The organism is Aphanizomenon sp. CS-733/32, from assembly GCF_028330045.1.
GTDB classification, from domain to species: Bacteria; Cyanobacteriota; Cyanobacteriia; order Cyanobacteriales; family Nostocaceae; genus Dolichospermum; species Dolichospermum gracile.
This window is the reverse complement of the sequence record NZ_JAQMSE010000261.1, coordinates 1-25,011: the sequence shown is the minus strand read 5'-3', so window position 1 is coordinate 25,011 and position 25,011 is coordinate 1. Positions and strand designations below refer to the sequence as shown.

18 protein-coding genes are annotated in these 25,011 nt (G+C 37.9%); 12 read left to right on the top strand and 6 right to left on the bottom strand.

The features are described from left to right. Positions 1 to 164: 164 nt before the first annotated feature. Positions 165 to 1,217 (top strand): LuxR C-terminal-related transcriptional regulator, encoded by a 1,053-nt coding sequence (locus tag PN471_RS23190; RefSeq protein WP_271778826.1) that lies wholly within the window; start codon positions 165 to 167, stop codon positions 1,215 to 1,217. Positions 1,218 to 1,228: 11 nt separating this feature from the next. Here PN471_RS23190 and PN471_RS23185 read toward each other — a convergent pair whose 3' ends face one another. Beyond that, positions 1,229 to 1,399 (bottom strand): hypothetical protein, encoded by a 171-nt coding sequence (locus PN471_RS23185; RefSeq protein WP_193896404.1) that lies wholly within the window; start codon positions 1,397 to 1,399, stop codon positions 1,229 to 1,231. A 173-nt stretch (positions 1,400 to 1,572) separates the two neighbouring features. Here PN471_RS23185 and PN471_RS23180 point away from each other — a divergent pair, with 173 nt between their 5' ends. The 4 genes from PN471_RS23180 to tilS all read left to right on the top strand — a co-directional run bounded on the left by PN471_RS23180 (position 1,573) and on the right by tilS (position 6,509). Beyond that, the gene (locus PN471_RS23180) at positions 1,573 to 2,895 is read left to right on the top strand and encodes an NB-ARC domain-containing protein (RefSeq protein ID WP_271778825.1); all 1,323 of its coding nucleotides are present in this window, start codon (positions 1,573 to 1,575) and stop codon (positions 2,893 to 2,895) included. Between the two features lie 20 nt (positions 2,896 to 2,915). Then, positions 2,916 to 4,247, top strand: a complete 1,332-nt coding sequence (locus PN471_RS23175; RefSeq protein WP_271778824.1) for an ABC transporter substrate-binding protein — start codon at positions 2,916 to 2,918, stop codon at positions 4,245 to 4,247. Positions 4,248 to 4,476: 229 nt separating this feature from the next. Further along, positions 4,477 to 5,484, top strand: coding sequence for a serine/threonine protein kinase (locus PN471_RS23170; RefSeq protein ID WP_271778823.1), 1,008 nt, complete (start codon positions 4,477 to 4,479; stop codon positions 5,482 to 5,484). After that, positions 5,481 to 6,509: a tRNA lysidine(34) synthetase TilS gene (gene tilS / locus PN471_RS23165; RefSeq protein WP_271778822.1), complete on the top strand. Its 1,029-nt coding sequence runs from the start codon at positions 5,481 to 5,483 to the stop codon at positions 6,507 to 6,509. The genes PN471_RS23170 and tilS overlap by 4 nt, the downstream gene beginning before the upstream one ends. A 184-nt stretch (positions 6,510 to 6,693) precedes the next feature. On the opposite strand, the gene hmpF is transcribed toward tilS, so the two are convergent. After that, positions 6,694 to 8,448, bottom strand: a complete 1,755-nt coding sequence (gene hmpF / locus PN471_RS23160) for a pilus motility taxis protein HmpF (protein ID WP_271778821.1) — start codon at positions 8,446 to 8,448, stop codon at positions 6,694 to 6,696. Positions 8,449 to 9,294: 846 nt separating this feature from the next. Here hmpF and PN471_RS23155 point away from each other — a divergent pair. The 5 genes from PN471_RS23155 to PN471_RS23135 all read left to right on the top strand — a co-directional run bounded on the left by PN471_RS23155 (position 9,295) and on the right by PN471_RS23135 (position 19,214). After that, the gene (locus tag PN471_RS23155; RefSeq protein ID WP_271778820.1) at positions 9,295 to 10,518 is read left to right on the top strand and encodes a response regulator; all 1,224 of its coding nucleotides are present in this window, start codon (positions 9,295 to 9,297) and stop codon (positions 10,516 to 10,518) included. 177 nt (positions 10,519 to 10,695) lie between these two features. Beyond that, positions 10,696 to 11,067: a response regulator transcription factor gene (locus PN471_RS23150; protein WP_027404669.1), complete on the top strand. Its 372-nt coding sequence runs from the start codon at positions 10,696 to 10,698 to the stop codon at positions 11,065 to 11,067. A 7-nt stretch (positions 11,068 to 11,074) separates the two neighbouring features. Continuing rightward, positions 11,075 to 11,608, top strand: a complete 534-nt coding sequence (locus tag PN471_RS23145; RefSeq protein ID WP_271778819.1) for a chemotaxis protein CheW — start codon at positions 11,075 to 11,077, stop codon at positions 11,606 to 11,608. Between the two features lie 31 nt (positions 11,609 to 11,639). Further along, positions 11,640 to 14,534, top strand: coding sequence for a methyl-accepting chemotaxis protein (locus PN471_RS23140; protein ID WP_271778818.1), 2,895 nt, complete (start codon positions 11,640 to 11,642; stop codon positions 14,532 to 14,534). A gap of 111 nt (positions 14,535 to 14,645) precedes the next feature. Continuing rightward, entirely contained in the window at positions 14,646 to 19,214 is a 4,569-nt protein-coding gene (locus PN471_RS23135; protein WP_271778817.1) for a hybrid sensor histidine kinase/response regulator, read from the top strand. A gap of 68 nt (positions 19,215 to 19,282) precedes the next feature. Here PN471_RS23135 and PN471_RS23130 read toward each other — a convergent pair whose 3' ends face one another. The 4 genes from PN471_RS23130 to PN471_RS23115 all read right to left on the bottom strand — a co-directional run bounded on the left by PN471_RS23130 (position 19,283) and on the right by PN471_RS23115 (position 24,026). Beyond that, complete coding sequence (locus tag PN471_RS23130) at positions 19,283 to 19,561, bottom strand: hypothetical protein (protein ID WP_193896419.1); 279 nt, start codon at positions 19,559 to 19,561, stop codon at positions 19,283 to 19,285. Between the two features lie 320 nt (positions 19,562 to 19,881). Then, positions 19,882 to 23,295, bottom strand: a complete 3,414-nt coding sequence (locus tag PN471_RS23125; RefSeq protein WP_271778816.1) for a helicase-related protein — start codon at positions 23,293 to 23,295, stop codon at positions 19,882 to 19,884. A 114-nt stretch (positions 23,296 to 23,409) separates the two neighbouring features. Next, positions 23,410 to 23,802: a type II toxin-antitoxin system death-on-curing family toxin gene (locus PN471_RS23120; RefSeq protein ID WP_271778815.1), complete on the bottom strand. Its 393-nt coding sequence runs from the start codon at positions 23,800 to 23,802 to the stop codon at positions 23,410 to 23,412. Beyond that, positions 23,799 to 24,026 (bottom strand): AbrB/MazE/SpoVT family DNA-binding domain-containing protein, encoded by a 228-nt coding sequence (locus PN471_RS23115; RefSeq protein ID WP_271778814.1) that lies wholly within the window; start codon positions 24,024 to 24,026, stop codon positions 23,799 to 23,801. Before PN471_RS23115 ends, PN471_RS23120 begins: the two co-directional genes overlap by 4 nt. Positions 24,027 to 24,102: 76 nt before the next feature. Here PN471_RS23115 and PN471_RS23110 point away from each other — a divergent pair, with 76 nt between their 5' ends. Further along, positions 24,103 to 24,423 carry a type II toxin-antitoxin system RelN family antitoxin gene (locus tag PN471_RS23110; protein ID WP_271778813.1) on the top strand — a complete coding sequence of 107 codons (321 nt, stop codon included), beginning with the start codon at positions 24,103 to 24,105 and terminating at the stop codon, positions 24,421 to 24,423. Continuing rightward, positions 24,420 to 24,806, top strand: coding sequence for a type II toxin-antitoxin system VapC family toxin (locus PN471_RS23105; RefSeq protein ID WP_271778812.1), 387 nt, complete (start codon positions 24,420 to 24,422; stop codon positions 24,804 to 24,806). The genes PN471_RS23110 and PN471_RS23105 overlap by 4 nt, the downstream gene beginning before the upstream one ends. Positions 24,807 to 25,011: the final 205 nt, after the last annotated feature.

Genomic DNA, 25,011 nt, shown 5'->3' with positions numbered 1-25,011 from the left:
GGTACACCTTTATATTCTCGAATCCTCTTGCATGATTGCCTCTTGCCTTCCTACATAGGAAAATATGGCTAACGCCACGCTATGCCTGATGGCTCCGGCTCCCGCAGGGATACGGCACACTACGTGAACGCTATCAGGAATCAAATCGGATGCCTATATAACTGATGCAACTTAAACCGAAAATGAATCAACAAGAGTTTAATCGCATATTTGATAACCTCACAGAAAACCGCAAAAATGTATTGCAGAAAATACTTGCAGGCCACACAGATCCGGCTATAGCTGAAGCCATGAACATTTCAGAAGTATCTGTCAGAAAATATGTTGAAAGAATATGTGATGAATTTAAACCGAAGAATGAATCGGCTGATCATCGTCGTTACAAACGCTCAGACTTAGTTGTATTGTTTGCTAAATACAAACCAGAGTTATTAACTGATAGTTCATCTAAATTAACAAAAGAACTAGAAAAAGCAGTAGATAAAGATAATGAAGATATTACTAAATCTATCTTGTATCTACTATCAATTAATAAACCTGTTCCAGAGGAATTTAAAAAAGTGCTAAGACGTATTGATTTCAGTGAAAAAGAAAAAAAAGAAATTGCTAGATCTCTAAATAAGTTAGGACATGAAAGCTATCTAAACAATGATTTTGCAATTGCTGCATCTTATCTAGAATTAGCAGTTGAATTAAACCAAAACTATGGTTCTGCTCACTATAACCTGGGAGCAAGTTATGAAAAGTTAGATAATTTAGATGGGGCTTGTCATCACTATCAAATTGCCACTAGATATCAAAATCGTGCTGCTGATGCTGCTATTAATAACTTGGCTCGGTTGCAAATTACCCAAGGAAATAGTGCAGATGCGGTGGAAATGATTGAACCCATTTTATCAAATGTAAAAGATAATACAGTGAAAGTAGCATTACACAAAAATCTTGCTTGGGCATATTTTCAGCAAAATTCCTATGAACAAGCACACCAGCATTTACTTATCTGTCTGGAGTTAGACAGCAATTATACTCCAGCTTATTGCTTATTAGCACAAGTCCAAGCAGCACAAGGAAATCAGCAAGCTGCTAGAGAATCATGGCGAAGTTTCCTAGAATTTTATTCCCATGATCAAGAACTTAAAAAAGCCCATTGTAAATTACCAGAATTAGAAAGTTGCAAGTTAGAAGCGATGAGAATTATTAATTCTCCAGACAAATAATATCCGCTCAATTAATTAGGAGGAACTATAGGATCATCATTCTCATCTCCTTGATGATCCTGCATAAACCAAATATTTCCTTTTTTCAGTAATTGTACTGAGAATGACTGCAAAATATGCTCTTGTCCATTGATGTTCGCAAGCTCTGACAGTGAAATTAGTGAATTATCAATACTATTCATATCACCCTCTTTTTTGTCCTTACACAACCAAGTATCTCGAAGGTCAGTGTGATTGTAAATACTAATTGTTAACCAGTGTTTTAGTTAATAAAACTAATAAAACTAATAAAACTAATAAAGTTATGGCAAATTAAGATACAATCCACAACAGGATATCAGGGGAAAACTAGACTATGGATGCGAAACAAATAATTAGAGGACTGAAGGATTGGGTAAAGCGTGAGAAAGCAATAGATTTGAACTTGAGTGATTGTCAAGAGGCGATTTTAGAATATTCTTTGCAAAATATCGCCTATGCCAATATGGAGAATCTCGGTTATGCTGTTGACACCATCAAAAATAATACCGGTCCTGAGTTATTCCAATACCTCAGTCAGGTTACGGGTAGGACAGTTAGCAAAAAGAATTGCTTGTTAACTCTTTCACGACTTTTAGAGCATCCAGGTGGTGAAAAAGATCCAGAAAACAATTCATTACGGTTAGACCTAGAAGAAGCGCCAAATCTTCAAGATGTCTATGGACGTGAGCAGGAATTATCTAAATTAGAAACATGGATAGTTACAGAACACTGTGCCTTGGTGGGTGTTTTGGGTATGGGTGGAATTGGGAAAACACTACTATTAAGAAAGTTTGTTGACAAAGTTAAAGATAAGTTTGATTATGTCATTTGGAAGAATTTTAAATATCCCGCTTTATTGGAAGACTTTTTAACTCATATAGAATCATATTTTTTCGTTAATAATTCAGAAACAACTGCAAATAAAAAAAATATATCCCAAAAAATTCTTAGCCTAATTTCTTTCTTGAAACAACATCGTTGCTTACTGATTTTTGATCATTGGGAACAACTAATGATAACTAATGAAATATCAGCAGATCAACGAGAAATCAACTATGATAACTATGGAAGATTTTTAAGGTCTGTTTCAGAATTAGAACATCAAAGCTGCGTAGTATTTATCGGTTTAGAAATACATCGGCAAATGGATATTGCCGACAAATTCAGAGTTAGAGAATTAACCTTAACTGGTTTAAACAGTCGAGATACTCAATATTCTCAATATCTGTTGAGAAATTTTCAGTTGTCAGATCAGGGAATAGAAAAACTGATTGAAGAATATCAAGGATATCCATTAGCTTTAGAATTGGCTGCTCCATATATTCAAACATATCATAATGGTCAAATTTATGAATTCCTCAAAGGAACATTGTTCGTTCATGATGCCATAACTGACATATTTGATAAACATTTTTCTCGGTTATTAAATATAGAAATCAATATTATACGAGAATTAGCTCATGAAACAGAACCAATATCACTCCCTGAACTTTATCAATTGTTCCCTTCTATTTCCCAAGCAAAAATTAGTCAATCTATGGATAAATTATGTAGAACTGGGTTAGTCGAAAAGAATGATAGCCAAAAGTTACCAACTTTTGGCGTTGTTCATCGTTTACTTACCAAGTACATTAAAAACCGTTATCGAGAAATTTAATCACTTAAAAGGATACTGACATGATAAATTTTCCTAGAAGAATCCTCAGATACCCTATATTAGCTAAACGTTTATTGTCAATAATCTTGATCCTTAGTATTGTTTTATGGGTATGTTTGATTATTAATCCGCAGTTCTTCAGAGATATTTTTTCTGACCTTTCTGAAAATTGGTGTGAAAACTTTGATTTAAAGGATAATTTGTCTTGTGGTGAGGAAAGTCTTTTTCCAGAGTATAAATCTCTATCTAGTGACTTTAAAAGTGCTGTTTATTCTTTTCAAAAAGGTAACTTTAAAGATGCTATCAATTTTTTCGAGAAGGCGAGAAAAAAGGATCAAAATAACCCCGAAACTCTAATCTATCTCAATAACGCCAAATTAATGCAAGAAAAAGGTAGAAAAAGTTACACTATTGCTGTTGTTGTTCCTATTAATCAGGATTCTAGAGGCACAGGCACAGCAGAAGCCTTGTTAAGAGGCGCGGCTCAGGTTCAAGAAGATTTTAACAAGGAAATAAAATATCCTGGTCTGAAAATTATTATTGCTAATGATGCAAATGACCCTCAAAAGGTTAATAATTTAGCAAAATATCTGCTCTCGAAAGAGGACATAGTTGCAGTTATTGGACATTATGCATCTGAAGTCGCTAAAGAAGCTTTACCTGTTTATCAACAGGAACAAGTAATTATTATGTCTTCTGCTACGGCTGCCAGAGAACATATTTTATCTGGTAGGAAATTCTCACCAAATTTTTTATTTCGGACTGCCCCTAGTGTTAAGTTTCAGGTTCCTATATTAATTAATAAGTTGAAATTATTCCAATTGGCTAATGCAGAAAAAGTAGCTATTTTTTACACACCAAGCAGCACTTTTAGTAAATCTGCTTTTGAAGAGTTCCGCAACCAATTAGGTATAAATAAGATAATTGAAAAAGATGTATCTATCTCTGGTTTTATTCCTGATAGTACCTTAAATGAAGTTAAACAGCAAGGAGCTAAAGCACTGATTCTTATTCCCGATGGTCGAGTTAGTCCCAAAAGTTTCACAAATACTTTAAGCCTGATTGATGTCAATGCAGATCAACTACCAATGGCAGGACAATTGGTTCTGTATGATGAACAAATACTCAACAAAAAAAATATTGTTAAAAACCTTTCAATAGTCATTCCTTGGCATCCTTTAAACAGTCCCAATCAAGAGGTTGTTTCCACAGCTAAACGAATCTGGGGAACCAGTAATATAAATGCTCAAAGCGGGATATTTTATGATGCTACTTTAGTTTTGGCAAAGGCTCTAGAAAAAGTGTCTATAAATGATTCTTTGAAAAAACAAAGATTGGATATACGGCAGTAATTAACTAACTTGCAGGTGCTGGAAGGAGCATCAGGACAGATTTCTTTTGATCAGGATGGAGATAGGAAAGAAAACACTTCACAACTAGTCCGTGTTGTCCCTAATAAATGTTCGACATATGGAGCTATGTTTGTGCCAATTGACTATGATATAAGTAAGTTAAATTGTCCATAAAATAATAAACTATTAAAGTAAATTAGCACTTTATTAACACAACAGAGAGAGAACTATGATTGAACCTGGAGATATTATTAATAATCGTTATCATATCCTTCAAGAATTAGGAGATGGTGGTTTTGGTAAGACTTTTGAAGTAAAAGATAGTTTTACAAATGATCATAAAGTCATGAAAATTCTAACTCAATATCGGCCAAAACTATTTGAACTTTTTGCACAAGAATGTGATGTATTAAGAAAATTAAATCATCCAGGAATTCCTCATGTTCAAGTGGATGGTTATACTATATTTGGCTGTCCTCACACCCAAGAAATTTTGCATGGTTTAGTGATGGAAAAAATTGCCGGACAGGATTTGGGTAAATGGCTGGAACAAAATAACAAAATTGCTAATACAAAACAAGCCCTTGAATGGTTAGAACAATTGATTCATATTTTGTCTCATGTTCATGCTCAAAACTATTTACACCGAGATATTAAGCCAGGTAACATAATGCTAAAACCTGATAGTCAATTAGTATTAATTGATTTTGGGATTGTTAAGGAATTTATCCAAAAAACTCAAAAGCAAACTATTCCTGCGACAATAGTAGGAACACCAGGCTATAATTCACCAGAACAAGAAGCTGGAAACCAAGTGGACTATACGTCTGATTTTTTCTCATTAGGGCGTACATTTCTTCACTTACTCACAGGTATTTACCCCGGATACGACAACTTTCTAAAAGATGCACGGGGAAGGTTATTATGGCAAGATAAAGCGCCAGAAATTTCTGAAGAATTTAAAAACTTAATTGATTATTTAATGGATAATAACCGAAAAGGTAGACCACAAAATACACAAGAAATTTTGCAAATCATTCAAAGAATTAAAGATGGTGAGAAAAAAGTTATATTCCCTATGCCAATCATTTTCTTCAGCGTTGCTCTTAATTTCCTTTTCCTGACTTTACTAGCTATGGGAGTTACATTAGATATAGGCTTAAAAGTTCTCTTTGTCGTTGTTTTATGTGTGATTAGTGGTTTTCTTGTTTTCCCTTGGATTAAATATCTATCATGACATGGACACCCCTCCACGCCCAAATACATCATACTATCCACACCCGTAATCTGTTTTCACGCAACAACAGGCTATTAGTTGCAGTATCCGGTGGGCAAGATTCTCTATGTTTAATTAAATTACTATTAGACTTACAACCCAAATGGGAATGGAACATAGCCATAGCCCATTGTGATCATTGTTGGCGCGAAGACTCCCTAGCCAACGCCCACCATGTCGCCAATTTAGCGAAAACTTGGAACAAACCCTTTTATTTAGAAACAGCCAATCAACCCGTCAACAGTGAAGCCACAGCCAGAAATTGGCGATATCAAGCCTTAACAAAAATCGCCCAACATTATAACTATCAATATATTATTACCGGACATACCGCCAGCGATCGCGCCGAAACCTTACTATACAATTTAATTCGTGGTACTGGCACAGACGGTTTGCAAGCATTAACTTGGCAACGCCCACTCACCGAAAATATTACCCTCATCCGTCCACTCCTAGAAATTACCCGTTCCCAAACAGAACAGTTCTGCCAAAAATTTCATCTGCCAATCTGGGAAGACTCCACCAATCAAAACCTCAAACACCCCCGTAACCGCATTCGTCAACAACTAATTCCATATCTCAGAGAAAATTTCAATCCCCAAGTAGAAGCAAACCTAGCCCAAACAGCAGAACTCCTGCAAGCAGAGGTAGAATTTCTCGAACAAACAGCCCTTCAGTGGCGGCTAGAAGCCTCAGCAAAGGGTGATAAAGATAATTTACAAATTAATAGGCGCATATTACAAAAAGCACCCCTAGCAGTGCAACGTCGAGTGATGCGTCAGATTCTCCAAGAAATACTTCCCCATGCACCCAACTTTGAACATATTGAAAAACTCACAGCCCTAATTACAGCCCCCAATCGTTCCCAAACAGATCCTTTCCCCGGTGGTTTGACAGCCATAGTCCAAGGTGACTGGATTAACCTGAGTTCGGAGTTTCTCCTTCGGAGTTTCTCCTTCGGAGACGCTACGCGAACGGAGTTATGATTTTTTCAAGGAGAGAATAAGGGCTTGAGACTCCTACGTGGGGTGAGTTTTCCAAAAATTATCGTTATGTCGAACTCAGGTCAGGTTCAATTAATTATTTTCGGCGATTACATTATTCCCTCTTGCCCCTTCCCTCTTGCCTGTCCCCTTTTTTTTGTAATAAATTAGACTTTTCCAAAACCCCCTAAGAAACCAATACCTCCGGTAGATTTATAAAACTCTCAATCACCTGACGCAGATCAAAAACAACCTGAAGCTGAGAATCACCAAACGCTTGTACTTGAGTCAAAGATTCACCCATCTTTGTTAACTGCTCCCGTAACCTATCAAGCTCATCCTGAATAGGTTGCAGAGCTTCCTGATAAATATTCACTCTTCCCCAACACTCAGCAGTAGCAGTTCGTAAATTCAGTAATTGCTTCTCAAGAGCATCAACTTCCCGACGCTTTATTTCTACCTCCTGAGTTTGATGATCAATAGCTACTTGATCCGCTGCAATAGTAATCAGCATCAAAGCTATATCACTTTCCAACTTTTCAATTTCCGCAGATTTTCGCTGTTTCTCGGCTGCCAATTGGGAAACCAATAATTCTAAATCACTAGGTTCCCCCTTAATCTCCACCGAAATCCCTTGTCTTTGCCACAATACCACTTGATTCTGCTGAAGAGTCTTTTGCTGTCCAATCAAATTGCGTCTTTGTCCTACCAAACTTTCGTTCAGCATCTGATAAAGATCCTGTTCATCCGCTAATTCTAAATCTAAATTTACCAGTTCTTCCCCAGTGGCATAAACAATTTTTTGTTGAAGTTCTTCTATAAGTTCTTGCTTGTATTTAAGCTCCTGCTCCTGTTCCTGGACAAAATTAGAATCCCTGTCTAACTTCTCCTGCCAATCTTGCACCATTTTCTCCAATTCTTTCAGCGGCATTTGTTGCAAAGCCGTCACATCAACTGCCGGTTTAGCCACCTCAGCGCTAGTCTTAGTCGCCAAAAGATGCAGCTTGTGGTAAAATTCCTCCTCAGTTTCTAAATGCTGTTTGAGTATGGCAGTTAATTCCTGTTTACTATTAACTATTGTTATTTGTGATTGTAACTGGGTAATTTTTTGTGCTAGAGAATCCTGTGCCTGTTGCAATTCATTTTGGCGATCGCCTAAACTTTGGACCAGTTCCTCTCCCTCCCTTTGCTGCTGATTAGCCCCATGACGTTGGATGTCCAACTTTTGCCAATGTAGATTCAAAGCATCCTGCTGTTTATTGGCAAACTCAAAAGCGTAACCTAGACTTTCCTTAACTATATTAATAGGAGCAGATGTACTTGATAAACGATTAAGCAAATCACTTAATTTTTGACCGCGCTCATTATCCACAGATTGAGACTGTTGAACATTTAATCTAATCTCCTCTAAACAGCGCTGCTCAACGCGCAGATGTTCCCACGCACCTTCTAAATCCCGGCGATTACGTTCAACTTCTGCCCGTAACCGCTCAACTTCCGTGCGAGACGTATTAACCAAGTGTTGTTGTGTATCTATCCGTTTAGAGTCATTCTCCAGTTTTTGTACCTCGTCCCACCGGGATTCCATTTCCATTTCCCGACGATTCAGTTCCTGAATTTGGAGATTCAGCGACTGTTTCCACTGGTCAATTTCTTCCTCCTTAAGTTTAAACCTTTCCACCTGTCGGGAAAAATTTTGCAAAATATTCACCAATGGACGACCAGCATCTTGAACCCGCTGTACTTGACGATTTGGACTCAAATCTACCAGTACCAATGCACCATCATTGAATTTACTTGCTTCATCAGCAACAATCATTTCGTCCGGGATTGGACTCCAATTTTGGTCAGTACGTTGACAAGCGATCAATTTTAGTTCGCTTTTGCCACCGCCACTAAGTAAGCCACCTTTCTGTTTTTGTACTTCTGCTAAATACAGCACACCGTCAATCCTTTTGATGTACTTTGTGTCCGTGTTCTAGGATATACCGTAAATAATTCTGTCAACTTGGTTTTCTTCAACATTAGTCTAGCAGCAGAACGAAGATAAAATTATTTTCTTAGATATCGCATATATTAATACTTGCTCACACTTAATCAAAATCATAAGAATACCCGGTAAGAGGGAAACGAGCGCGGCCTTAGCCCTGAGAGGGAAACGGCACGAGCCGTTTTAACCACCTTGAATATTTTTTCATCCTTGCAAGCCCAGTCCCTTTAGGGCTGAGTTACTGACTTAGGCAGTTAGGTTTTTATACAGGTTGATTACCTTTCCTGTTAACAATACTGTGGGCAAAAATCTGAAACCCTGCTGATATCGTCACGACTTTATCGGGTTTCAGCCCTATGTTTAGAAAATTGGCAAAGGTATTGTGTTAATTGAGATTATAACATCAAATATAATCAACTTATCACTGGGGGATAAGTCCCCCAGATGGCTTTCATCCCTGGCTCAAAAGACATTGATACTTAAAAATCCCCAAAATTTTTAGGTATCAATTCCGGGGTTTTTAGCCTATCTGCTGATAAGGTAGGGGGAAAGAGGTTGAGTTTTCTTGACTTTTATTCACATACCTTGAATTTTTTCTGTTAACCTACTTAGTCACGAAGAGGAAAAGGGGCAGGGTGCAAGGGGGAAGACCGGGACGGAGCTTGTACTCATGTTCCGCTCCGCTTGCGCGTTGGGGGAAAGGGCTGCCCCCGCTAGAAAGCTCCCTTCCCCCTGCCTATTTCGGTCAAAATACCTCAAGTAGTAAAACTAAAACATCAAGGAGTGCTTTGTAGCTAAATGCAGGGAAACTTAAATGAGATTGATATTTGCAGTATTCTCCAACTAATTGAGTTAGGACAACGGACTGGACAATTATGGGTAGAAGCCCGCACATCATATCCAAGTCACCAACTCAGTGGAGAAGAAACATTCAAAAATCGGCAAGGAGGAGAAAATACAGCACAGTCATGGTTTGTATTTTTTCTCAACGGTCGAATCGTCTATTGCCAAGCAGATGACAGTAGCTTATCGCGGCTTGACGATTACCTACGTTATTATCGAGTCGAACAGCGACTTGAATCTAAACAACTAGCATCTCTAGCCGTCACTAATTCTCCAGAATATGCTTATATTTGGGCGCTTTTGGAGCAAAATATTATCACTCCGAAAATTGCTCGGACAATCATTTATGGCTTGGTACAAGAAACTTTATTTGATCTCTTGAGCTTGCACCAAGGCAGTTTCATCTTTGAATTAGGGACGGCAATAGTCCCACAATTAACCACCTTGGAAATTGCTCCGCTAGTTGCTAAAATCACCAAACAAGTGCAAGAATGGAAGCAATTATACCCACATATTCAATCTACAGAACAATTACCCGTTCTAGCCGATATAGCTAAATTAAGTGCCTCGTTACCAGAAGATACAGTTAAAAAATTACATAAATGGGCTGATGGAAAAACTTCTCTACGCCAACTAGCTCGCTATCTTAACCGTGATATTTTAACTTTAGCAAAAGCTATATATCCTTATGTGCAAGAAGGTTGGCTACAATTAGTATATTCAGACACATATAAACTTGGCAAAGAAAAACAAAACTTAGAAGCAAAAAAACATAAAGGGCGGATAGTATGTATTGAAGATACACTAGTGATTTGCGAGACGATAGAATCTATCCTAAAATTGCAAGGTTATGAAGCGATTTCCATCACTCGTCCCTTACAAGCCTTGAGTCTCGTCTTTCAACTCCAGCCAGATCTAATTCTCTGCGACATTGCCATGCCAGTATTAGACGGTTACGAGATTTGTGCCATGTTACGGCACTCCACGTTATTTCGGTCTGTGCCAATTATTATGCTAACTGGCAAAGACGGGTTTATTGATCGTGTTCGTGCCAGGATGGTCGGGGCAACTGATTATCTGACTAAGCCCTTTACAGATCAAGAACTGCTCATGCTAGTAGAACAATATCTCAATTTAGATTATTGTACAAGTGTACAAACAGGAGATAAGACTTGTTGATTGAGTACAGAATAGGGTAAAAGATGTGATCACAGGAATAAAATTTAGTTGTTTAACTCCGTCTGTATACGGTAAACTAGTGAAACAATAGACTTAATTTATACAGTTAATCTTTGCCATCACAGCAAATTATTTTCCTCAACGGAAAATCTAAATCAGGAGGCTAAATAGACATTTATGAGCACAATTCTCATTGTTGAAGACAGTATTGCCCAGAGGGAGATGATTACAGACCTACTGAAAGCTAGTGGCTTAAAAGTTACTCATGCCAGCGATGGTGCAGAAGCTTTAGAAGCGATTCAAACCACACCTCCCGATTTGGTGGTTTTGGATATTGTCATGCCCCGCATGAACGGCTATGAACTCTGCCGACGATTAAAATCTGATCCTAAAACCCAAAATGTTCCTGTCGTCATGTGTTCTTCTAAAGGTGAAGAATTTGATCGCTACTGGGGCATGAAACAAGGGGCAGATGCTTATATAGCTAAACCTTTTCAACCAACTGAATTGGTAGGAACGGTCAAACAACTCCTGCGAGGACAAGGATGAAAATAACATGGTTAGTAAACCAGATTTTTTAAGTGGTACAGGGCAAGATCAATTTCGTCCCGAATTACAACTAGAAAGTCCTGAAGGTGAGTTGCATTTGCGGTTTTATCTGCCCTCACGTCAGGAGTTTGCATTACAAGCCAAGGGAATTCGGGAAGTAATTGAACTTAGTCCTGATCGGATTACACCAATTCCTAACACATCGCCCTTACTTTTAGGTACGCTAAATTTACGGGGGCGCTTAATTTGGGTGGCTGATTTGGGTCAATTTCTGGGAGGAACAACGCCATTAAATACTGGTTGCTCAGAAATTCCAGTCATTGCCATTGAAGATCAGGATACGATAGTAGGTCTAGGGGTAGAGGAAATTTGTGGGATGGACTGGCTTGACGTACAGTATCTAATGCCACAAAATAACGTACCAGATGCGATGGCTCCGTTTTTGCGTGGAGAATGGTTATTTGATACAGAAAAAGAGAAAAAATATTTGCGACTACTGGATCAAATAGCAATTTTGCGAAGTGCGCGGTGGGCAGGGTGAAATTAGTCGGAATCTAATTGGGAGAGCGGAAATGGAAATACGTATAAATGCTCGAGAAATAACTTATGATAGAGCCAGAGTGGCCTATGAGCAGCAAGATTACGAATTAGCTGCGATGGTGATTAATCAGTTGATGCAAAATTCACCAGATGACCCTGATTCACATTTGCTAAAGGGACATATCTACTATATGTTGCAACAATATGATGTAGCCAGGGATGAGTATCAAATAGTATTGCGGCTAACAGATGATCAGGAAATTGTCAGCCTTGCTAATAATAGTCTGGCAACTATAGATCAGTATACACAGCCCTTTGCTGATGATGAATCTCCATCTCAGGGGACAACTGAAATATCTTTAGATTCAGGGATTATGGGGAATTGGCATGGTAGCAGCTTGGAAATGAATTCCTTGGCAGAATCCGAACCACCCCTAGATATTCAAGAATATAATCCGTTTACTGATCCAGACGGTCTGGAATTTGATAGCGATTCATTGGATACTGCCATGACTAATGATCCCTTTGGCTTATCTACCGAATATCTCCAGGATAAGCCAATATCAGATCAATTAGAATTACCACCTTTTTGGCAAGAAGGAATTTCTTCCGGTCATAATCATGGGGATATTAATAACAATCTGGCTAATGGCAATTCAGTCGTGAGTGATGGTGAAAAGAGCTATTCACCTTTTGCAGAAACTAGATTATCGGTTGATGATGATTCTGAAAATCGGACTGAGCTATTTATGGGGGAAGATATAGATAAATTAATGGATGATAATTTTGCGGACTTAACCATTAGTCTAAAAGATACATATTTGGAGACTAATGAACAGGCTATCAACAACGATAATAATATAGGAAGTAATTGGCAAAATAGCCAAGAAGAGGAATTTTCTCTCGGTAGCCAAGATAGTTTGCTGGATAATATATCCGCGAAAACCGCATCTGGATCACAAACCCAACTTAATCAAGAACCAGTATCATTTACTAACAATTCTATACCACCACAACAGCAGCAGTTTAATTTCAACTCTTCATTAGGAAAAAATAATTTTGATGATGATAACTTTGATTTAGATGCGTTTGAATCGGCTTTTGGGTCAGAGGATGAAGTAGATTCGGGGAGTGAAACCTTTGTTTCCACTCAATATATCAGTAATATCTCTAGCGGAAATATTGGTAAGAGCAATATAGAGTTTCTCAACGACTTTGATGAATTTGATGATCTCGGTGATATTCCAGGCTTTGAACTCACTGACGATGATACTTTGGATGATAGGGAAATGCTGTCAGAATTTCTGGATAGTCGGGGAAATTCCAAGGCTGAATATGTTAATAAATCATTCCCTCATGAAAGAGGAGATGACTATCAGGATCTGGGTCATGGTGATGAAGAACTATTCACAATTACAGGCGCTCAAGAGGCAGTTCCTGTGTTTACCCAATCAGAGGTTGCAAGAACAGAACCAATTGTAGCCTCAGAACAAGGGCTATTTGGGCCTTTTGAAAATGCCTCCTTAGAGCATAAACAATGGTGGATAGCTGGCAGCGTTGGTTTGGTATCAATGTTAGGTGTAGCTCTGCTTAGTGCTTTGGCAATTTCCATTTCACCGGCTCAACAACGGGAATCTGTGAGAAATACAGGGTTGTTAATGGCTTTGGCCGCGGGAGCTACGGGTGCTGCTACTGCCGGGTTTATGGGGAATCTGACCCTTAAACAAATTCGCCGGACTACGAAGAACTTACAAGCTCAGTTTGATTCTGTGCGTCAAGGTAATTTGAATGTGGAAGCTACTGTTTATTCACAAGATGAATTAGGCTACTTGGCTACTGGCTTTAATGACATGGCTAGGGTAATTTTCACAACTACCAATGAAGCCCAACGTAAAGCTATTGAGATGGAAGAAGCCAAGGAAAACCTCCAACGTCAGGTAATTCGCCTTCTGGATGACGTAGAAGGAGCAGCTAGGGGAGATTTGACGGTGCAAGCTGAAGTTACAGCCGACGTACTGGGAGCGGTAGCTGATGCCTTTAATCTGACAATTCAAAACCTGCGGGATATTGTCCAACAGGTGAAAGTGGCGGCACGGGATGTCACCAAAGGTTCAACTAATTCCGAAACCTTTGCGAGGGCTTTGTCTGGGGATGCCTTGCGACAAGCAGAAGAGTTAGCTGTGACGTTAAATTCTGTGCAGGTAATGACAGATTCCATTCAACGGGTAGCAGAGGCAGCTAGGGAGGCGGAAACCGTAGCCCGTGATGCTAGTAAAATTGCTCAGAAAGGGGGAGAAGCGGTAGAAAATACGGTGGCAGGGATTTTGGAAATTCGAGAAACTGTGGCAGAAACTACCCGCAAGGTGAAACGTTTGGCGGAATCTTCCCAGGAAATTAACTCTATTGTGGCCATAGTTTCACAAATTGCTTCTCGCACTAATTTATTGGCTCTGAATGCCAGTATTGAGGCGGCAAGAGCGGGAGAGGCGGGTCGAGGGTTCGCTATTGTGGCTGATGAAGTGCGACAGTTGGCAGATCGATCTGCGAAGTCTTTAAAAGAAATTGAGCAAATCGTGATGCAAATTCAAAGCGAAACTAGCTCAGTGATGACAGCTATGGAGGAAGGGACCCAACAGGTAATCCATCAAACTAAATTAGCAGAAGAAGCCAAGCGATCGCTCGATAATATCATCCAGGTAGCCGAGCATATTGATATTTTAGTACGATCAATTACCAGTGATACCGTAGAACAAACGGAAACCTCTCGTGCAGTCGCCCAAGTAATGCAATCTGTGGAATTAACGGCCCAAGAAACCTCTCAAGAAGCACAGCGGGTTTCTGGCGCTTTGCAACATTTAGTGGGAGTATCCCGGGATTTAATTGCCTCCGTGGAACGCTTCCGAGTGGAAACTATCGAATCAAGGTAAGAGGTAAAAGGAACAATTAATGCCTACCTCTATGCCTAGTTTGTTACCTTTTTTGTTTGCTACCCGCCTTTTCTTGCACCTTTTACCTGTAGTAAGCCGATTTAATTAACTATGCAGCCGGAACAACAACAACGGATTTTAGGTTACTTTCTCGAAGAAGCCAGAGAACACCTAAACACTATTGAACAAGGATTACTGAATCTGCAACGGACTCTGGAAGATTCAGAAATGATTAATGAAGTCTTCCGTGCAGCCCACTCTATCAAAGGTGGTGCAGCTATGTTAGGTCTAAATAGTATTCAGCGCACATCTCACCGTCTTGAGGATTGCTTCAAAACTCTTAAAGAACATCCTATTCAAGTAGACCAAAGATTAGAATCCTTGCTACTGGATATCTGTGATACATTAAAAGCCCTAATAGAAAATCTTGGCAATCCCTTTGGATTGTCACAGGAAAAAGCTCAAGCTTTGATGTCAAAAACTGAACCAGTCATGCAATGGCTGAATGAGCATATAGAACTACTGGTAAAACAGGGTAATAATCGAGCATTGAACCATCACAACACCTCCCTTACCAGTTTACCAATAGAGTCACCTGTTTCCCCACAGATCCAAAATTCACCTGTACCAAGCAAACCAAATCAGGATTGGACAGAGTTTCAAGCACAGGTGTTACAAATTCTGCGGGAAATGTTGCAACAGTTTAAAAAAACTAACCTAGAGACTTCCCGCAACAATTTACAAGAATGCTGTCATCAATTAGTAGAAATTGGTAGAAAATTAAATTTATCAAATTGGTGCAATCTGTGTGAATCAGCAGTCCTGGCTATATCCAATCCTGATAATAGTTATTTAACCTTAGCCAAAATCATTATTACTGAAATTAAGCAAGCGCAAGAATTAGTTCTCCAACATAGAGATGGGGAAATTACTATTAGTCAACAATTAGAAAATTTGTTCCCTCTTGCACAACTAGAGTTATTAGAAGTTAAAGAAACGCAACCTGGGGAAATTTTATTTATAGATACAACAGATCTCAATTTAGAATCCAATCCAAATGGATTTACTGATCCACCTTTGTTTGATCATCAATCAACTGTGATTGAGAATTCTCCAGAAATAGGAATCTCTGAGTTAAACACTCTGGCTGATTTGTTTGAAGGCGATACTCCCGATTTAGAAAATCATTGGCAACAAGAAGAAATATTAGAAAATATAACTAGCTATCAGTTAACAAGTACCAACAGTGAGTCGGAAAATAATAATCAAAGTTTAGCTGATTTCCTCTTTTTTAAAGATGACAATACAGACAAAATAACCGCAAACAATCATGAAGATCTAAGTCTCTTATTTGATGATAGTCTATTAGAATTAGAATTTGAGAATATAGCGGAAACAGTTAGTTCTCAACCAATGGGAACTAGTAATCTGTTGGCAAATCATACAGATTTACCATTTCCATCAGATGATGTATTACTAGAATTAATCTCGATTTCCAGAGAATCTCGTCGGACTAATTCAGAAAATGAGACAAATAGCAGTAATAATTTAGAAGAATTATTGACATTCACAGCCGATGATAAATTAGTATTTACGGAGGAGACAACTGCATCAGAAAATACTGGAATTTCAGAAATAGATGGGGAATCTCCAATCAGGTTTGATAATTCCTGTTTATCGGCAAATACAGATGCCAATTTTCCATTATTAGAAGTTATTTCTCCAACTGTAAAAATATCAAAAATAAAACCATCGGCACCAGAAAGTTTATCATTAGATGATTTATTTACAGAAGCAGGAAAAAGCCAAGCACCGCTGGTACATGAAATTGATGATTTATTTAGGACAACAGAAATAACATCTCCTCTTGCTAATTCAGGAGATGATCTAGATAACTTTTGGGATGATCTAGGCATAAGTGACTCACAAAGCACTTCTGTAATTAATCAAGATATAGCGAAAGAACTAGAGGAAAGTCTATTTAGTGCATCTGTTGAAACTGGTACAAAAAATCAGCAAGGGACAACAAGCAATAGTGGAAATAAAAAAGAGTTTGATCTGATTTTCCAAGCCCAAGAACAATCTTTTGATTTATTCTTTACATCAGATAGTGATAGTGGGGCGCAAGTTATAGATAATTTATTTGGTGATATTGACAATATTTCCGAATCTAGAGAATTATTTCTCCCAGAAATTCATAATTTTTCCCAATCTCCAGAACAGCTTAATTCAATACCAGAGTTTGCCTCAATTTCGCCAACAGCAATAACGACAGCTAGTTCTGTAGTGGATGAAACTCTCTCAGAATTAGAGTTAGACAATCCACTACAATCATCTTTAATAGATGATTTCGCGGCAATAGAAGCACTGTTGGATGAACCCGGACAAGAAGATATAGTAGAAGCATCTTCAATAGATGATTTCGCGGCAATAGAAGCACTTTTATCCACAGTATCAGGAGAAATTACTGATCAGGAATCAGAATTTATCCCAGGGGACGATTTGTCCACCTTAGAAGCATTGTTGGATGAGGTTGAAAACAAAGAAGCACAGATAATTTCCCCTGTACCAATAATTGTTCAACCTGTGGTAGCAAAGTCTCAAAATACTTTTTCTCCCTTGGGATTAGAAGATGAATTTAGTGAATTAGAGGATTTGTTAGAACAGGCTGATAAAACAATATCTGGTTCGTCAGCAGTACCAGGAAAAACTTCTACTAGCAACATCCCCCGTCCGACAACTCGACGAACGATCAAAGAAGAAAGTATGAAAATTCCAGTGAAACAACTGGATGATATGAGTAACTTAGTCGGGGAGTTGGTGGTAAATCGTAACACATTAGAGCAGGATCATGAACGTCTGCGACAGTCTCTAGATAGCCTGTTAGTTCAGGTACAGCATCTATCAGATGTGGGAGTGAGAATGCAGGAATACTACGAGCGATCGCTCTTAGAAGCCTCTCTCCTATCCAATCGCCGTTCTCGAGAACAGGATGGATCCCCATCGGGTAATTCCCATAATCGCGGCTTTAGCGAAATTGAAATGGATCGGTTTACGCCCTTCCATATCCTGGCACAAGAAATGATCGAGTTCATCGTGCGAGTTCGGGAGTCAGCCAGTGATATTGACTTTGTTACCGAAGAAACAGAACAGGTAGCCAGACAATTACGCCAAGCAACTAGTCAACTACAAGAAGGATTAACAAAAGCCCGAATGGTGCCATTTAGCCAAGCTGTTGATCGGTTGCGGCGAGGGGTACGGGATAATGCCATTAGATATGGCAAACAAGTAGAATTGGTAACAGAAGGAGTTGATACCTTAATTGACAAGATGATTTTGGATCATCTCACAGATCCATTGACTCACATGGTCAATAATGCGATCTCCCACGGTATTGAAACCCCAGGAGTTAGACAAGCCGCAGGTAAATCACCCGTAGGTACCATTAATATTCGCGCCTTACAACAAGGAAACCAAACCATCATTGCTGTCAGTGACGACGGCGCAGGTATTGATCATCAAAAAGTTAAAAACAAAGCCGTGAAAAAAGGTATCCTCACCCCCGAACAGGCACAAACCATGTCTCGGATTGATACCTACGAACTGTTATTCCTCCCCAGCTTTAGCACCGCCGACGAAGTAGACGACATCAAAGGTAGGGGTGTGGGCATGAACGTCGTCCACAATGATATCAGCGAAATTCGCGGTACTGTTAGCACCGACTCCACATTAGGACAAGGAACTATCTTTACCATTCGGTTACCACTCACCCTCAGTATTTGTAAAGCCCTATTCTGCATTTGCGATCGCACCAGAATCGCTTTTCCAATGGATGGTGTGGAAGATACCCTAAATATTCCCAGCAAAAATATTCAGCAAGGTGCTAACGGAGAATCATTTATCGTCTGGAGAGAGATTATTCTGCCCTTCAAACCTTTAAAAGATATCTTAGTCTTTAATCGTCAGCTTAGTCGTGGCAACATCTATGGTACAAAGAAAGATGATGACATAATTTCCGTCGTCATTGTCCGCTCAGGTAATACTATGATTGCTTTACAAGTTGATCAAGTCCTGAGTGAACAAGAAATTGTAATTAAGCAATTTGAAGGACCAGCACCTAAGCCCAGTGGTGTAGCGGGTGCTACAGTTCTTGGTGATGGGATGATTATGCCCATTGCTGATGTGCTAGAAATTATTGACATCTTCCAAGGCAAGATGTCTAAACATATCGGTAGCAATTGGCAGCAAACAAGTTCACCATCAATAAACACCATTACCGCTGATAAAGTAGAAAAAACAGTATTAATCGTTGATGACTCCATCACAGTTCGAGAACTTCTATCTCTTACCTTTAGCAAAGCTGGTTATCGTGTAGAACAAGCCCGTGATGGACAAGAGGCATGGGATAAACTTCGTTCCGGTTTACCTTGCGATATCGTCTTCTGTGACATTGAAATGCCTCGTTGTGATGGATTAGAATTGCTATCTCGAATGCAGAAAGATGGTTCTTTTAGCAACTTACCTATTGCCATGCTGACCTCTCGTGGTGCTGACAAACATAAACAAATGGCATTACAACTCGGCGCTAGTGGCTACTTTACCAAACCCTATTTAGAAGAAGCACTTTTAGAAGCAGCTTCGCGGATGTTAAAAGGAGAAAACCTCGTAGTTACCGTTTAACCCAAAATCCTAGGGGCAATCCCCCCGTAATTGCTCCTTCTTGTCACCTGAATCCTGCTATAACAACCTTATGATTGGGGAATCAAACTGGTGGTTTTATTCACACCATCCCAAACTATCCAATTAATATCATTAGCTAAATTATCAGTTTGATTGGTAACTTTAAAATAGAATTTGTCACCATTTTTAAACTGCACCGCAAAATCAGCATTTTGGGCAAAAACAACTATAAAACCTCTATCCCGTAAACAATACATCGCCCAATTTTTTAAAGATTGTTTATGGGGTTCATGAGGAATTGGAGGATTAGTAATTACATCTGCAATCACTTTTAAAACTTTTTCCATGTTCGGATTGAATCAGAATCACAACCAACTCCCATCATAAACCCATCTGGGTCATAAAAGTATAGCGGTTTCCGCTCTTACAGCACTTTCTAATCTTATCAAGTACAGTTTTTTATCGCCAAACCCGCAGGGACTGCGCCCTCCATTGTGTTTCATGAGAACGAGAATTGCTGTATGAGGTACATCTTAACCCCCTATCGAAGAGCGGAGAGGGAGTTGGGGTTCATTAAGGTTTTCAAACCCACGCAGGTGGGTTTCGCCTGTGTAGACGCGGTTTCTAACCGCCCAGATATGTATGAATTGAGGCTGAGAGAGCTTCTTTACCCACTCACTGACTTTTCAAATAACCCTAATGAACAAATAATTTGCGCTTCCTGTTGTCTATCATCAGGATGAATCACACACAGGGAATTATTATCACGTAAAGAAATAATCATTGTTGCTAATTGTTCATCACTAATCCCACTTTTCAACTGCCGATTAAGTTTAACAATCGTCGTTTCCTTTAATGGATAAAGATAGATTTCTTCAACCGCCTTTTTCAAAGTTTGCCAATCTTCACCTAATGCAAATAACGGAGTTTTTGTTTCCGTCTTCTTAATATAAGCATCTAATTTATAATAAGTTCGATATCTCGCGCTTTTAGGGCTGCCTAATTGTCCTCCCGTTAATTTTTGCTGTTCTAATATTAAATCAGCCCCTTGCGAGACAATTTCATGATGGTTGGGATGCTTTTCTAAAGGGGGTGTATTCCGGTTACATCTCGCCATTCTCAAAATTCGCATTTGCGATTGAGTGACACTTTCTCCTTCCTGATTTATCCAAGCTAAAGCATCTGTACCATCAGCAGTGCGAAGATACATTAACACCCCTTCAGGATCTAAATTTGTTCCCTGATATTCCCGCGTAGAATAGATAACATTAGGCAGATTTTTAATAATCTTCTCTAAATCAGGATCAGCATCTATGGCATTTTTCCAAATTTGAAAAGCTTCCGATGTTAAATCAACCTCTCCATCTTCTGCTTCATCCAAAATACCAGACTTTTCATGATAAAGATCAAGAATTTCTTGATAGGAAAGAGTATCTTCAAAAAATGCCTCATCTGTTCCTACCACATTAGCATTTTCTTGTAATCTTTCACCTAATCTTCCGCGCAGATTAATTAATTCCTCCACTCCTTCCGCAGGTAAAAAGGAATAACAGAAAATTTCTGCGGCTTTCTGGCCAATTCTGTCCACCCTTCCCGCTCTTTGAATTAAACGAATAATTGCCCAAGGTAAGTCATAATTAATAATTATCCGACAATCTTGTAAATTTTGACCCTCACTTAAAACATCAGTCGCAATTAAAATTCTCACTTGTTGTTCTTGGGGAATATTTTGTTGATTACTTTCTGGACTAAACCGATATGCTAAAGTTGTGGGATCATTTATTTTTCCTGTCACTAAAGCAACTTGGGGAATATCCGCTTTTTCTAAAGATGCTTGTAAATAACGCGCTGTATCAGCAAATTGAGTAAAAATCAAGATTTTCTCATCTACATGAGTTTCTGTGACTAATTTTTTCAATGTTTGGAATTTCTGATCTTGTTGATAGTTCCATTCCCCGCAGTTATTTAATAATTTTAATAACAATAAAGCATCTTCTCGTAAATGTTTTTTTAATTCAGCATTAAATAATCGAGAATTTAGCCATTTAAACCGTTGTGGGTATTTATTTGCATAAAGTTGATAAATAACTTCTGCTTGACGTTTATATTCCGCTTCTTTGCTGGTTAAACTTGCAAAACTAATTTCATCACCTGCATCATTGTCATCATCAGCTATTTCAAAATCTAAAGCTGTAGAATTAATATTATCAGCATCTTCATCATTATTAGTCGTATCTAAAAACTCTGCATCCTGTGTACCAATCGGAATATCTAACTTATTTTCTAACGCATAAAGATAAACATAATTTCGCAAAATATGCCGTTCTAAAGACTCTAAAAAAGCAATTCCACTACTTTCCAATCTTTTAAATAAATTCGTGCGACAAAAACCCATTAACCGTCTTCCCGCACGAGATAAACCATTTAAAATCTGTTGTTCTGTTGCTGTGGGAGGTTGTTTATATTTATCTAAAGTGTAATTTCCCAAGCCGTAACGGGGTAAAGATAGAGAATTGATAATTTCGACAACTTCACTAGCATATAACTTTCCATAATGATCATTTTCGACATTACTAATAGTGAATTTAGCAGTTTTTGGAATCCGCACCGGAAAATAAGAACGATTACCATCAGTAAATTGTAAATATTTACGTCCACTTATCGGATCTGTTTCTGCATAATTATTTTTAATAAAACTACGAGTTCGCCTAATCATATACCGATTCATTAATTGTTGCCAATCTTCAAAATACTCGCTTTTTTCAAATGCTGCTAAAGTTTTGACATCAGTTTGTGGATATTTACGTTTAAATTCATGTTCACCACCTAATTTTGTAATTAAATTGTCTGGTTTAATCCCTAAATATTTTGATTCAGGAACGAATAACCGTAACTGTGCAGATAAGTCAAAATAGCTTTTATTATAAGGAGTTGCAGTCAGTAAAATACACCGACTTCCGCTTTGTTCTATATATTCTTTAATAGCTGCATAACGTTGTCCTTCTCGATTTCTTAAATTATGACTTTCATCTATTAAAACTAACCGAAACCGCGCGGGAATTGTAGATAATATTTTCGTGACTTTACTAATAGAAATTACCTTAGCTGCTAACCCATATTCATCCTTATATTTTTCCCACATAGAAACAAGATTTTTAGGACAAATAATCAAGGTACTAATCCCCAGTTCATCTTCAATAATTTTCGCTATAGCTGTCCCCACTAAAGTCTTTCCTAATCCTACCACATCCCCAACCATCACCCCACCACGACGGTTAACATAGTGGGCGGCTATTTTTACCGCTGCTGCTTGAAAAGGAAATAATTGAAAGTCTGAAGGTATTTGATATTGACTTAAACCATCTCGCGCTTCTTGGGAGAGATGATAAGCCATTTTTAGATAAACATAATAAGGATCAATTAACTTATCTGTCGCCCAACTTTCATCTATAATTTCTGCTAATTGTTCAGAAATATCTAAACAAAAATTATCTTGCCAACGTTCATTAAACCAAGTTTGTAATTTATTTGTAGCATCATGATCTAAAATATCAACATTTAATTCTCCCTGTGCTGATAAACCAGAAAAGGTTAAATTACTACTTCCTAAAAAACCGATAGCGGGTAAATTTGCATGATTTTGAGGAACTAAATATAATTTCGCGTGGAGAGGATGACGTAAATAGAGTTTCACAACTACTTTTTTAGCTTTTAATTGTGATTTAAGTCTTTTTAAACCCAACTCATCAGCATTATTGGGTTTTCCAATCATTAACTGTTGGCGAAGTTCCTGAACAATGCGTTTTTGCAGTTGCAAAGATTTACTTCTATCTATGGGTTTTTGGGATATTCCTAAACCTAACATCTCATGAAGTTCATCTTTAGGCAGTTTTTGCATTCCAATTAATAACCGACAACAATTATTTTCTCCGCCGGTAAATTGTTCAATTTCTTCCTGTATTAATTTCCATCCTCGCAAGTTAAAATAACCGACACAAAAATCAGCCCTATTTGCAGATTGCAGGCTTTTTTTGAGTATAGGTAATAGTTGATCATTAATATTATCAAAAATCCGGGGCATAGTTTTTTATATTAGTTAATTGTTTGAATTATAGCATATTTCTATATTCCCGATTTCTACAATCAATTTATCATTTATTTACAAAAGTTAAAAAGAAATCGGGAATATATTTATTTATAGTAATTTCTCAGCATACTTTTCTAACCAAACCTGCAAAGTATTTTCATCAATTTCTCCAGATGCTAAACTCTCTAAGACTAATATAATCTCTGGTTCTGGTGCATTAAAATCATAACCATTCAACCGCAGAAAAACATACATTGTCATAAAAGCAGTACGTTTATTTCCATCCACAAATGGATGATTTTTACATAATGCAAAACCATAAGCTGCTGCTAATTCCCAAATAGAAACATGAGTTTGATAGTAAAAACGATGACGAGGACGGGCTAAACTAGCCTCTAATAAGGGGTAATCTCTAATACCAGATAAACCCCCATATTCATAAATCAAACCCTCATGGATAGCAAGTGCCATTTCTTCTGTTAACCAATTTGGTTCATTCACTTAGCTAATTCCTGGAGTGCATGATGAAATTTTTTACTACCTTCATGGTAAATTGCCATTGCTTTCTCAAATTCTGGGTTATAAGCACTCAATTGAAATCCATGTTCGGTTTCTGTTATAAATAGTGTATCTCCTTCGGAAAGATTGAGTTTTTCTAACAATTCTTTAGAAAATGTTACACCTACTGAATTACCAATTTTCTGTAATTTTAAAGTTTGTATCATGGTTTTTCCTAGGATGTGGTGACAAGTGTAGTTACTATTTTACTATAATATGGTAAGATGTTTCTAGTAATTACAGATGAGTAATATGATAGCCCAAGAAATAATGGCAAAAATTGACGAAAATGGTAACATCTCTTTAGAAACTCCTTTAATGGTTAATAAACCAAGTCGGGTTAAATTAATTGTTTTGTTTATTGAAGATGAATTAGATGAAGATGATGAATCAAAAGAATCTGTTTTAGAAAGTTTGAAAATCTCATTACAAGAAGCTAAAGCAGGTAAAGTTCATCCAATTTCAGAATTTGATGATAATCTTTATCCTTTACGTGGTAAAGTAATCCATTATGATGATCCTACCGAACCTGTAGCTTTAGAAGATTGGGAATGTTTACAATGATCATACTTGATACACATATTTGGGTGTGGTGGGTTGATGGTAATAAAAGACTTACTGAAGAATATGAAACATGGATAGCAGAACATCAAGCAGAAGGTATAGGAATTAGTATTGTTTCCTGTTGGGAAGTAGCTAAATTGGTAGAAAAAAATAGACTAAATTTTTCCTGTTCGATTACTGAATGGTTAGAATTAGCGTTAGCTTATCCAGGAGTACAATTATTAAATTTAAACTTACCTATCATCATTGATTCAACTCAATTAAATGGTTTTCATAGTGATCCTTTTGATCAAATGATTGTCGCAACTGCTAGATATTATAATTCCTATTTATTAACTGCTGATAGCAAAATTATTAATTATTCCCAAGTTAAAACATTGTAATTGTAGGGGTAATTCATGAATTACCCCTACGTTGACGTTATTTAAGCATATCCCGATAAGCATTTAACCCACATTCCGCACCCCAAAATATTACAGAGGGAAATTACGGAGATGAAAATCGAAGGGAGCATCAAAACAAACAGACAAAGTGAAAAAAGGCATTTGAGAAACAGTAAATCACCAAAAATGTCATCAAAATCTATTC